11 protein-coding genes and 1 other RNA gene are annotated in these 12929 nt (G+C 69.1%); all 12 read right to left on the bottom strand.

The genetic code is table 11. The features are described 5' to 3' along the window. Positions 1–236: 236 nt before the first annotated feature. Positions 237–830 (bottom strand): CGNR zinc finger domain-containing protein, encoded by a 594-nt coding sequence (locus ACIPK3_RS00275; RefSeq protein WP_402565186.1) that lies wholly within the window; start codon positions 828–830, stop codon positions 237–239. A gap of 114 nt (positions 831–944) precedes the next feature. After that, positions 945–1766, bottom strand: a complete 822-nt coding sequence (locus ACIPK3_RS00270) for a hypothetical protein (protein WP_402565185.1) — start codon at positions 1764–1766, stop codon at positions 945–947. Between the two features lie 39 nt (positions 1767–1805). Then, on the bottom strand, positions 1806–2852 hold the full coding sequence (locus tag ACIPK3_RS00265) for a hypothetical protein (RefSeq protein ID WP_402565184.1): 1047 nt from the start codon (positions 2850–2852) through the stop codon (positions 1806–1808). Continuing rightward, on the bottom strand, positions 2840–3502 hold the full coding sequence (locus tag ACIPK3_RS00260) for a hypothetical protein (RefSeq protein WP_402565182.1): 663 nt from the start codon (positions 3500–3502) through the stop codon (positions 2840–2842). The genes ACIPK3_RS00265 and ACIPK3_RS00260 overlap by 13 nt, the downstream gene beginning before the upstream one ends. A 195-nt stretch (positions 3503–3697) precedes the next feature. Beyond that, positions 3698–5020, bottom strand: coding sequence for an acyltransferase (locus ACIPK3_RS00255; RefSeq protein WP_402565181.1), 1323 nt, complete (start codon positions 5018–5020; stop codon positions 3698–3700). After that, entirely contained in the window at positions 5017–7215 is a 2199-nt protein-coding gene (locus ACIPK3_RS00250) for a glycosyltransferase (RefSeq protein WP_402565179.1), read from the bottom strand. The genes ACIPK3_RS00255 and ACIPK3_RS00250 overlap by 4 nt, the downstream gene beginning before the upstream one ends. Continuing rightward, a complete protein-coding gene (locus tag ACIPK3_RS00245) occupies positions 7215–8168 on the bottom strand; it encodes a hypothetical protein (RefSeq protein ID WP_402565177.1) in 954 nt (317 codons plus the stop codon). Before ACIPK3_RS00245 ends, ACIPK3_RS00250 begins: the two co-directional genes overlap by 1 nt. A gap of 585 nt (positions 8169–8753) precedes the next feature. After that, positions 8754–9151: a transfer-messenger RNA gene (ssrA, locus tag ACIPK3_RS00240) on the bottom strand. A gap of 103 nt (positions 9152–9254) precedes the next feature. Beyond that, positions 9255–9800 (bottom strand): SsrA-binding protein SmpB, encoded by a 546-nt coding sequence (gene smpB / locus ACIPK3_RS00235; RefSeq protein ID WP_402565175.1) that lies wholly within the window; start codon positions 9798–9800, stop codon positions 9255–9257. Between the two features lie 58 nt (positions 9801–9858). Beyond that, complete coding sequence (locus tag ACIPK3_RS00230) at positions 9859–11040, bottom strand: S41 family peptidase (protein WP_402565174.1); 1182 nt, start codon at positions 11038–11040, stop codon at positions 9859–9861. Positions 11041–11107: 67 nt separating this feature from the next. Continuing rightward, entirely contained in the window at positions 11108–12025 is a 918-nt protein-coding gene (gene ftsX / locus ACIPK3_RS00225) for a permease-like cell division protein FtsX (protein WP_402565173.1), read from the bottom strand. Positions 12026–12075: 50 nt separating this feature from the next. Beyond that, a complete protein-coding gene (ftsE, locus tag ACIPK3_RS00220) occupies positions 12076–12765 on the bottom strand; it encodes a cell division ATP-binding protein FtsE (RefSeq protein WP_402565171.1) in 690 nt (229 codons plus the stop codon). Positions 12766–12929: the final 164 nt, after the last annotated feature.

Below are 12929 nucleotides of genomic sequence, written 5' to 3'. Positions count from 1 at the left end.
GGATCCGGCGCGTTCAAGGCCGCGTGACATTTCCTCGGGAGTGCCGTGACGAGAGGGACATGGCCACACATTCCCACCGGCTGTTTTTTACATATCCGACACATCACCTCCGGCGCGCCGGATTGTCGAACCGAAGTTGACTAAAAATCAATGTTGCCGAAATCACGTCGAAGACGATAAGGAACCTATCGAACACACCACACAAACCACACATCCACGCCTGCCGGACCGCCCTTTCAGGCGCGCGCGAGCGCCGCCCGCCGCCGGTGCCGGGCCACCCTCTCCCGGTTCCCGCAGACCTCGCTGGAGCACCAGCGCCTTCGGCGCCCGCGTGAGGTATCCAGGTACAAAAGGGGGCAGTTGTCCCCTTCGCACTCCCGCACGGCCGCCCGCGCCGACGGGTCGGTGAGCAGTTCCAGGGCGTCCCGGGCGACCGCAGCGAGCAGCGCCGCACACCCGGGCGGGCCGTCCAACTGCCTGGTCAGCGTGCCGTCGTCGGCGCGTGTGACACACGGTGCGGGCGGTGCGGGCCGGGCGAGCTCGTTGACGCGGCCGAGCGCGAGGTCGTACGGCCGCTCCTGCGCCGTCGTCCCGGCCCGCAACAACAGCCCCAGCTGCCCCCGTAGTTCACGGAAGCCGACCAGCCAGGCGGCATCGGCGTGCGCCAGCGGGGTGGCCGCCGGGACGAGCCCGGAACCGACGATCCACGCGCGCAGTGGTTCGACCGCGTCCAGCAGTTCCTCGGGGTGGGTTGTCGAGAGGAGATCAAGACATATCCGCCCGGCGCCGAACCGCAGTTCGTACGGGGCCGTGGCCGTACCCAGTGCCATGTGACTGTCACCGCCTAGGGCAGGGGAACCGTTCCCTCGTCCCACAGTGCCTGCCCGCGCGCGGCTCCGGAAGTGCGCCGTACGGCCGTTTCTCGGACCTGGCCGTGGACGCGGTCAGTGCCGCGGGGGCTGGGGCGGCTGTTGCCAGTAAGGCTGCTGGGGTGCGTAGGGCCCGGGAGCGCCGGTCGGAGCGCCGGTCTGTCCGTGGCCGCCAGGGCCGCCGTGGCCGCCGTACTGGCCGCCGGGGTGAGCCCCAGCGGGCTGGGGCCGCTGGTACGGCTGCGGCTGTGGCGGATGCTGCCATTGCGGCTGAGCCTGCTGCCATTGCGGTGGTCCCGGAACCTGCGAGCCGGGCGGCAGATGGCGCAGCCGCCCGCTCTCATCGGTGACGGGCATGAACCCGGCGGCCTGGAGCCGCCCGGCGAACTTGGCGTTGCGACGCCGGTTGACGAGGACCCCGATGCCCAGGACGCCCATGAGGATCACCCACACGGCACCGGCGACGAGGAACGCGAAGGCGTCACCGCCCTTCCGCACGGCGAGGATCAGCAGCCCGAGGGTGATACCGCCCGCGGCGTACAGCATCCGCTTCTCGGCGTGCCGGCCGGTGAGGTCGAACTGGATACGCGCCTTGAGGAGCTCGACCGCATCGGGCACGGCGGGCGGCAGCGACGCCCCGTCCGCCGCGTTGGGGTACTGCGCCCAGTTCTGCGCCGCACGGCTCCGGGCCTCCGGCCGGTGGTCCGGCACGATGACCATCTTCAGCACGTTGTTCCGCGACCCGGTGTATCCCACGTCGGCGTACTCGTACCCGAACTGCTGCGCGACGAAGGCCAGCCGGGCGAGCTTCTTCACCGAAGCCATCGGACTGGTGACCTCGACGGGCTCACCACCGGCCATCAACCGCAGCATGTTCCGCACCTGCCGCTTGCTCAACGCGTCCGCTCCCCGTGCTCGATCGGTCTGCTCCGTCGGTCACCTGACGACGGACTGGATCTCCTGGACCTTGACGTCCTGGGGCCCGCCGAAGGTGCCGTCGGGCAGGTCGTCGCCCGCACCGCCGCTGCCCGTCCAGTGGATCTTCCAGGTGACCGTCGCCCTCAACTGGTACGAGCCGTTGCCGGACGAGCGCAGGTACTTCACCCCACAGGGCGGCGTCCGGTCGGCCTTGCCCTTGGCGAACTCCTCGCCGATGTGGCCGTTCCTGATCTCGCAGACGCCCGACGCGGGATACAGCTGCGCGTCCGACGTACCCGGATCGATCCTGAGGCTGACCGGCTCCGCGGTGGTCGTCGCCGAAATACCCAGGAGCGGTACGGAGGCGGTGACCGACACGGGCTTGAAGGTCGAGTCGTCCAGCCAGGCCCAGGTGGCGAGGTTGACCTTTGTGGTGTTCGCGGGGGCGAGGGACGCGTCGCTGGTCGGGACCCGGATCTCGTTGTACGCGATCCCGGCGAGAATCTCCGGAGTGACGGCGTTCGCTACGTTGGCCGGCGGGGGGTCACCCTTGTCCACCCAGAAGGTTTCCTCCGTGCACTTGTCCCAGCCGGGCGGGAAACTCTCGTTGACGAACGAGTCCCACCAGTAGCCCTTGTCGGCCTTGTCCTTGTTGAAGTCCTTGTACGGCTTGCCGTTGACGTAGCGGTCACGCTCCAGGGCGTCCCACTGGTAGCCGGTGGAGTCGGCCTCCCAGACCGGCTCCTTCACCTTCTGGAGCTGGTCGGGGGTGTACTTGGGGGCGTACCAGCAGGCCGGCGGGGTCCAGGACGTGGTGGAGGCCACGGGCCCCACCGAAGCACCCGTGCCGTTCCTGGACCGGTCGATCTCCACTCCTGAGGCGCCGGCCGCGATCGTGCCCTCGGGCGTGCTGCTGCCGCTCGGTCCGGGCTTCGTGTTCTGGGAGCCGCCGCCGGGAATCTCGTCACCGGCGTGGGCCGTGCCCGAATAGGAGAGAAGCGACAGGCATGTTCCCGCGGCGACGAGCAGCGGGGATATCTTGAGTTGGCGTGTCAGGGCCGGCACTGGGCACTCCCCATCTGAGAAACGACTTCCTGGATCACCCAGACGCCCTTGCTGTTCTTCTTGAGCGTCGTGTGGTAAATGACGTAACTCTTCGCGGTCACCTTGGTCTTCGCGATCCTCACGGGCTTGAGGTACTTGACGTATGCCTTGCCCTGGTCCTCGCAGTAGGTGAGAGAGGCCGTTCCGTCCTTGGACACGGCCACCACCGGAGAATAGAAGCGGTAGGCGCCGGTGATGGCCGCCTTGTGGTCCACGTAGTTCTGAATGAACTTCTGTGTTCCCGCCGCGCCTTGACCCTCGTAATAGTAGAGATAGCCCTTGTCGAGCGCGTTCTGATGCACGATCGCGAGGTCGACGGCCCTGATGGACTGTTCGCTGTCGGTCAAGACGGCGTCCTTGTCCTTGTCGCCCGTCTTCGGCCAGTCGAACGTGTAGGAGAGGTCGGACGGCGCCACCAGCTTGGGACGGTCGTCCGGCCCGGACGCCGACGCGCTCGGCGAAGCCGAGGCCGAATCCGAACCACCCTCGTCCGCACCCGCGATGCCGTGCCCCTTCTTCCCCCCGCCCCCGCCGCCACCACAACCGGCAAGCAGGAGCAGGACCGTCGCCCCGGCGGCGGCAGTCATGAGCGGGCGGGATCGGCGGATCACTGTGGGCTCCTGGTGGGGCTGTTGAGGTTGAGAAACAGCCACACACGCTATCGGGAACGCTCGTTGGCGCACCAGAGCAAATTACTCTGCCCCCGCGCCCCTATAAGGGACAGACGGGGGCAGAGGGTGGGGAACCAGCGGTTCGCATGCCGCGATTGACCCTTGCAAAGGTTCTGTGAATTGTCGCGCCCAGCACTATGCCCTTCTGCGTGCCCGCTTCCCGGTACTCGTGCTCACGCCGTTGGGCCAGAGCCGCGGGCCCCGCTTCGCCGCGATGTCCTCGATCCAGCCGAACGCGAGGATGGCGAGCCCGATCAGGGGCCAGACCAGGAGGAACGTCAGGACGGGGTAGCTGGAGTCCAGGTCCGAGGCGGCCCGGTCGCTCTGCAGGAACGGGAGGCTGTAGGCCTGGTCGAGGATCGGGACCGTGGCCATGATCAGCATGTTGTGCCACAGATAGATCGTCACCGCGCGGTTGTTGGACAGCGTCACCAGTTTGTCCCAGCGGCGCAGCCGGCCCGGAAGTTCCTGCCAGGACGGGGAGTACTGGAGGAGGATCACCACGAAACCGAAGGACCAGGTCGCCTGGGCCAGCGGGATGTCGTTCAGGTCCCAGCCCTCCGGGCCGTGATGGGACGACGCCCACCACAGACCGAAGGCCATCACCAACGTCGAGCAGGAGATGGCCACATAGCGGGGAACGCGGGCGAGCAGGCCCTCGTGGTGGGCGAGGCCCAGCACCCAGCAGCCGCCGAACACCGCGAAGTCCGTGACCGCGTTGCCCGTTTCACCCGGAAGCGTCACCAGGCCGGTGCCGACTACCGCGGTCAGGGCGAGGGGGGCGAGGAGCGTCGGCCAGGGTGCCTTGCGCAGCGCCCGCAGCAGCAGCGGGGACGCCACCACGAACCAGAGGTAGGCACGCAGGTACCAGAGCGGTCCCGCGGCCTGTTCCGCCCACGTGGGATCCAGGAGGCCGGACGCGGAGCCGATGCTCTCGGGGTAGGGCGGGGCGCCGACCGGGATCACGTAGTCGATCAGCTTCAGCAGGCCCCAGGTGCCGCCGTTGTCCGGGTCCTTCACCGGATTCCAGCCGCCCGCGAACAGCAGCGTCAGCACCATGGCGCTGAACGCCCACAACGGCGGCAGCAGCCGTCGCACCCTGCCCCGGATCACCCTCGGCGCGGGGCGGTCGAGGGAGCGGGCCATCAGGGAGCCGGCCAGGGCGAACATCACGCCCATGGAGGGGAACAGGATCGTCAGCCATGCCCAGCCGAACAGGTGGTAGACCACGACCCTGACCAGTGCCAGCGAGCGCAGGAGGTCCAGATAGCGGTCCCGGCCGGACCGGCCGCCCCCGCCGGACGTGCCGGACGTGCCGGACGTGCCGGACGTGCCGGACGTGCCGGACGTGCCGGACGTGCCGGACGGGTTCGGCTCGGCGGCCTCGGCCGGGGCTTCGGTGGCCGGTCCCGGGGGTGTACCCGTCGTATCCCCGTAGGCCTGTCCGTAGGTCGTCATGCCACCGGCCTCCGCTCGCTGTCACCGCGCGCCCGCCCGCTCGGTACCGGACCGCCCGGCGCCTCCACGACGCCCGTGCGGCGCAGCTTCTGCCACCGCAGCCGGCCGCCGGTGAGTGCGGTGATCCAGGACTGGAGCAGTACGACGTACATGAGTTGGCGGTACAGCATCTGCTGGAGGGGCAGCGAGATCAGGTGAACCATGCGTTCGCGGTCGAGGCGGAAGGCGTAGGCCGCGCACACGGCCTGGATCGCCAGGACGCCCAGCCAGGCGACGATGGTCTTCTCGGTCGGGCCGAAGACGACGCCGTAGAGGAGGAACACGTCGATCAGGGGGGCCAGCAGGGGCGCCACCACCATGAACAGGGAGACCAGCGGCAGGCCCACGCGGCCGAAGCGGCCGGAGGGGCCCTTGTCCAGAAGTGCGCCGCGGTGCTTCCAGATCGCCTGCATGGTGCCGTACGACCAGCGGTAGCGCTGGGACCACAGCTGCTGGACGGACTCCGGGGCCTCGGTCCAGGCGCGGGCCTTCTCGGCGTAGACCACCCGCCAGCCGTCCCGGTGCATGGCCATCGTGATGTCGGTGTCCTCGGCCAGGGTGTCCTCGCTCATGCCGCCGACCCGTTCCAGGGCCGTGCGGCGGAAGGCGCCCACCGCTCCGGGGATGGTGGGCATGCAGCGCAGGATGTCGTACATACGGCGGTCGAGGTTGAAGCCCATCACGTACTCGATGTGCTGCCAGGCGCCGATCAGCGAGTCGCGGTTGCCGACCTTGGCGTTGCCGGCGACGGCGCCCACCCTCGGGTCGCCGAAGGGCTGCACCAGCTCACCCACGGTGGAGGGCTCGAAGACCGTGTCGCCGTCCATCATCACGATCAGGTCGTGGGCGGCGTTGGCGATACCCCGGTTGAGCGCGGCGGGTTTGCCCGCGTTGACCTGGCGTACGACGCGGACGCCCGGCAGGTTCAGGTCCTCCACGATCCTGGCGGTGCCGTCCGAGGAGCCGTCGTCGATGACGAGGATCTCGATCGGGTGCTCGCTCGCGATGAGGGAACGCACCGTGTTCTCGATGCACTTGGCCTCGTTGTAGGCGGGGACCAGCACCGTCGCCGGTTCGGTGACCCGGGGCCCCCAGCGGAAGCCCCTGCGGCGCACCCGGCGGGCGTGGATGCCGGAGAGCAGGAACATGAGGACGAAGCGGGAGATGACGAGGACGCCGATCACGGCCAGGCCGGCCGCCGTGACGTTCGTGATGTCGTCCGAGGCCCGGACCAGGAGGATCCACGCCCTGCCCTTCCACAGGTCGGACCCGGTGACCGGGGTGTGCGCGCTGGGCGCGTTCAGGGCCTCGGTGAGGTTGTCGAAGGTGTAGCCCTGCCGCTGGAGCGTGGGCAGGAACCGGTCCAGGGCCTGCACCGTCTGGTGGCGGTCGCCGCCGGAGTCGTGCATCAGGACGACGGCGCCTTTGCCGCCGCGCGGGGTGGCGTTGCGGATGATCTGGTCGGCGCCGGGCTTGCGCCAGTCCTCGCTGTCGGTGTTGTTGACGACGGTGATGTAGCCGCGGCTGCCGATGTACTGGGTCACCGGCCAGGACCGGTTGTCCATGGCGTCGGCGAACGAGGAGTACGGCGGCCGGAACAGGGAGGTGCGGATGCCTGCCGCACCGGTGATCGCGAGCTGGTTCTGGGACAGCTCCCAGTCGATGCGGCTCCTGGACTGGTAGGAGAGGTCGGGGTGGTTGAAGGTGTGCAGGCCGACCTCGTGGCCCTCGGCGACGATGCGCCTGACCAGCTCCGGGTAGCGGGAGGTCATGGTGCCGGTGACGAAGAAGACCGCGTGCGCGTGGTGCTTCTTGAGGACGTCGAGGACCTTCGGGGTCCAGGTCGGGTCGGGGCCGTCGTCGAAGGTGAGCACGATCCGGTGGGCGGGCACGCGCAGACTGGTGACGCGGCCGCCGCGGGTGTCGATGACCGGGCCGCCGTCGAGGATCTTCTCGGGCACCTTGTCGGTGCCGGACTCGGGCCGGATGCGGTGGTCGGCGAGGATCTCGCTGTGGACGTAGCCGCGCAGCATCAGCATCGCCGACAGGGCGACCAGGACGAGCAGCGGCAGTAACAGGCGCATGCGCAGGCGGCGGCGGGCGGAGCCGTCACGGGCTCCGTGCGCGGCACCGTGACGGCGGGTGCGGGAAGCCATCAGAGGGTGTGCTCCGGGGACAGGGCGGTCTGGGGCGGGGACTGGGCCCCGGCGCCGGACTCGGCGGCGAGGGGCGACGGGTTCGCCGGGCCGCCCGCGACCGCGCCGCCGCCGGTACCCGGACCGGTGCCCGGGCCGGGGTCGGGCTCGCCGCCGCCCGGGGCCGGGGACTGGGCAGGAGCGGTGGGGCTTTCGGCCGGGCTGCTCTGGGCGGGCGGGTCGGAACTCGCCGGGACGGACGGTTCCGGGACGGTGGTCGGCGCGGCCGCGCCGCTGCCCGGACCGGGGGCGGTGCCGCTCTCCGTCGGGCGCGGGGCGGTGCTCGTGCCCGGCGCGGCGGAGGTCTTGCCGGTGCCGGGCGCGGTGGTGCGGGCGCCGGGCGACGGGGTCGTGCCGGGCTCGCCGGCCTTCGGTGTCCTGCCTCCGGAGGAGCCGCGGCCGTGACCGCCGGACGGGCGGCCCGAGTCGGCGGGCCGCGGGGACGTGTCGACCTTGCCGGACGGCTTGTCGTGGTGCTGGCCGGGGACGGGCAGCCAGGGTGCGTCGGAGCTGCCGGACAGCAGGGTGACGACGATGACGACGGCGTACACCGCGCAGGCGATGCCGACGGCCATGCCGAGCCGCCGGACCCTGCGGCCGCGGCGGCCGCTCTCGTCGACGAACACCGGTCCGTCGGAAGGCTCCTGGCCGCCGCCCGTGGGGCTCTTGTCCGGGCTCAGCCGTACCTCGCCCAGTTCGTGTTCCTGGACGCTGTCGAGCTGGACCGTCACCTCCTGCGGGTCGTGGCCCTGGACCGCCACTTGGGCGAGGGGGCCGGTGACGGCCCTGGCCGCCCCGGCATCGAACTCGGGGAACTCCGAGAGCTCGGGGATCTCGCTCCAGGGGTCGGAGACGAGACCGGCGGGGCCCGTCCTTCCGCCTTGCGGGAACACCTGCGTGTCTCTGGCCGCCACCGGTATGGTCCGGTTGGCCGTTGAAACCTGAGGCCATTCTGGTTGGGCGTTTTCTCGCCACTTCTTCACGTGCGCACATCCCCCCACGGGATCTTTCCGGGTGCGCTGACGACTCCGAGCACACGTCGCCGGAACCAAGCCCCCACCTGGCCCTGAGCGCCCCCTTTACCACATCGTGCTCAGGCCCCGAATGTAGCGCACCCCATGGAGCCGACGTTCGCCATATGTCATATGTGCGTATTCATGGGAGTGCCGTAAACGGCTGGAATCAATCGCACACAGGGCCGGAAACTCGCCCTTCGTGGGCGATGATCTCCACCCGGCCTGCGCGACCATGTCGAACACGGGATAGAACAGCCTCTTTCGTCACCGTTCCGGGCATGGCCGGAAAGTCCACCTCGGCAGGAGCCGACTTACGGCTCAACCCCGCTCCCGCCCGCATCCGACCCGTCCGACCCGTCTTCGCCCCGCCTCCGAGGCCAGCGGAACGAGTGACACGACCCCGGCAGCCCGTCCCTCGAAGAGGTGATGGCATGACAAAGGCCCCGCCGCTCGTAAGCGACGGGGCCTCTGCCCACATGGGATGAGTGGAGATGGCGGGAATCGAACCCGCGTCCAACGGTGCAGAACCAGGGCTTCTCCGTGTGCAGTCCGCTTCGATTTTCTCGGCCCCGGAGATCACGCAGACAAGTCTCCGACGGGCCCAGTCACTGTTTGGTTTCCCTCTTCACCCCGTGACCGGGATCAAGGTTTAGTCCCCTAGCTGATGCCAGGATCCGGGTCGGGAACACCCCCGGGCTGACACTCCCTTTGAAGAGAGTTTCGCGAGTCGCTACTTAATCAGGCAGCGAGGGCGAAACGCTCAGGAGAATCGCTCTTAACAGTGGCGATTATTTTTTTCGGCCTGTGGTTTACGAGATCATGGCCGCTTTCTCGACACGCTTCCCCTGCCTCGACATCCGCTGTCGAAACCGATCATCCCCATGTTGATTTTTCAATGCGCACACCGGGCTTTCGTCCGGTGTTGGTGCCATCGTACGTGACCAACGCACGCCGATGCCACCGTATTCCCCGCGTCCTTGCGCGTCAGGCGCCGCGCTGCCGGCGTTTCGCCGCCGCGATGGCGCGTCCCGACTCCCGGCGGTCCTGCTGCTCGCGCAGGGTCTGCCGCTTGTCGTACTCCTTCTTGCCGCGGGCGAGGGCGATCTCGGCCTTGGCTCGGCCGTCCTTGAAGTACAGCGCGAGCGGCACGATCGTGTGACCCGTCTCCTGCGCCTTGACCTCCAGCTTGTCGATCTCCTCCCGGTGCAGCAGCAGCTTGCGCTTGCGGCGCACCGAGTGGTTGGTCCAGGTGCCCTGGCTGTACTCCGGGATGTGGGCGTTGTGCAGCCATGCCTCGTTGCCGTCGATCTGCACGAAGCCGTCGACCAGCGAGGCCCTGCCCTGCCGCAGCGACTTGACCTCGGTGCCGCTCAGGACGAGACCCGCCTCGTAGGTGTCGATGATCGCGTAGTCGTGGCGTGCCTTCTTGTTCTGCGCGACGATCTTGCGCTTGCCGCCCTTCTCGCCATCCCTGGCTTTGGCGGCGGCCGTCCCCTGCTGCTTCTGCTGGGACTCTTTCGGTACGTACATTCCCTTGGCCATAGTGCCGTCCATTTTCGCACTACGGAGGGGGCCGGAGGAAAGCCGATTACCGAGTGGCCCGCGAGCGGTCGCCGAGACCGCCCAGGACCGTCTCCGCCCGCTCCAGCGGCCGTGCGCCGGCATCCAGGTCCGGGGTGATGCCGCGACCGTCCACGGCGCGCCCGCAGGGCGTTCGGTAGTGGCCGACGGTCAGTTCGGCGACGGAGCCGTCCGGGAGGCGGGTCGGCATCTGCACGGAGCCCTTGCCGAAGGTGCGGGAGCCCACGACGACCGCGCGGCCACGGTCCTGGAGGGCACCGGTGAGCATCTCGGCGGCGCTCATCGTGCCGCCGTCGACCAGGGCGACCAGGGGCCGGGCGGTGTCGCCGCCGGAGTCGGCGTGCAGGGCGCGCTGCTCGCCGTCGACGTCGTAGGTGGCGACCAGGCCGCCGTCCAGGAAGGCGGAGGCGGCGGTGACGGCCTCGGTGACCAGGCCGCCGGAGCTGCCGCGCAGGTCCAGGATGATCCCGCCGCCGGCCGGGGCCCGCCGTACGGCGGTGCGCACCAGGTCGCCGGAGCCCTTGGTGAAGGCGGCGATCCTGATGACGGTGGCGTCGCCGCCGGGGAGCCTGCTGACGGCGACGGAGTCGGTGGACAGCCGGGCCCGGCGCAGGGTCTCGGTCCACGCGCGGGTGCCGCGTCGCAGACCGAGGCGGACGGTGGTGCCCGCGGGGGCGTCGTGCGCGTCCCCGCGCAGTAAGGAGACGACCTCGGTGACGGGGCGCCCGTCCACGCTCTCGCCGTCGACGCTGCGCAGCCGGTCGCCGCCACGAATCCCGGCGGCGGCCGCGGGTGACCCGGGCCGTACCCCGGTCACCTCGATACGCCCGTCGCGCTCGCGCCGCGCCGACAGCCCGACGCCGGTGTACTCGCCGTCGAGCGCTTCCTCGAACTCCTGGTACTCGCCCTCGGAGTAGACGGCGCTCCAGCGGTCCCCGCTGCGGCTCACGGCCCGCTGGGCCGCCTCCATGGGGGACTTGCCGTCGGCCAGGGCGTCGGCGGCGGCCTTCTCGACGGCTTCGTGCCGGGTCGCACCGGCGGTGTCCTGGGCGGTCCGGCGCCCGGGGTGCCCGGAGTCCGGGAAGGAGCCGGTGGCCGCGCCGGCGACGAGGACACCGGCGAAGACCAATGTCAGAGCCGCCCCGCGGCCTGCGCGGCGGGGTTTGCAGAACAGGTCACGGCCTGACATGCGGGTGAGTCTAGGACAACGCGGAGGGCCGCACGGTCCGTTGACCGTGCGGCCCTCTTGGTATGTGTCACACCTTCAGGTACTTGCGCAACGCGAAGAACGCGGCAAGCGCGGGCATCAGCACACTGGTGGCGAGGATCAGCGGGAGCTTGGTGAGTACGGCGTCCCAGCCCACGAAGTTGATCAGGTCGAGCTTGGTGGACAGCGCCATGCCGTGGTCGACCGTGAAGTACCGCCCGACGACGAGGAAGACACAGGCCAGGCCACCGCCGATCAGACCGGCGACGGCGGCTTCCATGATGAACGGCGCCTGGATGTAGAAGCCGGAGGCACCGACCAGACGCATGATCCCGGTTTCGCGCCTGCGGCTGAACGCGGAGACCCGCACCGTGTTGACGATCAGCAGCAGCGCGACGGTGAGCATGAGCGCCATCACACCGAGTGCCGCCCGGTTCATCAGATTGAGCAGCCCGAAGAGGTTGTCCAGGATGCCCTTCTGGTCCTGCACCGACTGCACGCCGTCCCGCCCGTCGAAGGCGGTGGCGATCACCTGGTACTTCTCCGGGTCCTTGAGCTTGATCCGGTACGACTCCGGCATCTGGTCCGGCGTCAGGGAGCCGGCCAGCGGGGAGTTGCCGAACTGCTCCTTGTAGTGCTTGTACGCCTGGTCCTGCGACTCGTAGGTGACCGTGTCGACGACCGTCATCTTCTTGAGGTCGGTCAGGATCTGCTTCTTCTGCTCCTCGGTCACCGCACCCTTGGCGCAGGTGGGGTCCGTCGAGGCGTCGTTCTTGTTGCAGAGGAAGATCGAGACGTTGACCTTGTCGTACCAGTAGCCCTTCATGGTGCTGACCTGGTCGCTCATCAGCAGCGAACCGCCGAACAGGGCCAGTGACAGGGCGACGGAGACGATGACGGCGAAGGTCATCGTCAAGTTGCGGCGGAGACCGACACCGATCTCCGACAGAACGAACTGGGCGCGCATGGCGTCTGGTTAAACCTTTCCGTCGTGGAGCGCGTGGAGCTTCGGTGCGGTCAGTGCTGGTAGCCGTAAACGCCGCGTGCCTGGTCGCGGACGAGGCGGCCCTTCTCCAGCTCGATGACGCGCTTGCGCATCTGGTCCACGATGTTCTGGTCGTGCGTCGCCATCACCACGGTGGTGCCCGTCCGGTTGATGCGGTCGAGCAGTTTCATGATGCCGACGGACGTCTGCGGGTCGAGGTTTCCGGTGGGCTCGTCGGCGATCAGCAGCTTCGGCCGGTTGACGAAGGCCCGCGCGATGGCGACGCGCTGCTGCTCACCACCGGACAGTTCGCCCGGTCTGCGCTCCTCCTTGCCGCCGAGCCCGACGAGGTCGAGCACCTGGGGTACGGACTTGCGGATCTCACCGCGGGACTTGCCGATCACCTCCTGCGCGAAGGCCACGTTCTCCGCGACCGTCTTGTTGGGCAGGAGCCGGAAGTCCTGGAACACGGTCCCCAGCTGGCGGCGCATCTGCGGCACCTTCCAGTTGGAGAGGCGTGCGAGGTCCTTGCCGAGCACGTGCACCTGGCCGTGGCTGCACCGCTCCTCGCGGAGGATCAGCCGCAGGAAGGTGGACTTTCCGGAGCCGGAGGACCCCACGAGGAAGACGAACTCGCCCTTCTCCACTTCCAGGGAGACATCCCTGAGCGCGGGGTGGGTCTGCTTGGGGTAGACCTTGGAGACGTTGTCGAATCGGATCACGGATGCACCACGGGTCGCCGGGGGTAGATGAGCGTGACCATACGCGAAGCGGGTACGCAAGCGCAGGTGGCGGTCACGGTTGGGGGAGACTTGCGTTGTTTTGTGTCGGGGAGTTCTCCCGGGACGGTATCGGGACGGCCGCGCCCTTTCCAGTGGAACCTGGC

The sequence above is a fragment of the Streptomyces sp. NPDC086787 genome (assembly GCF_044745865.1).
Classification (GTDB): domain Bacteria; phylum Actinomycetota; class Actinomycetes; order Streptomycetales; family Streptomycetaceae; genus Streptomyces.
This window is presented reverse-complemented; position numbering and strand designations above follow the sequence as displayed.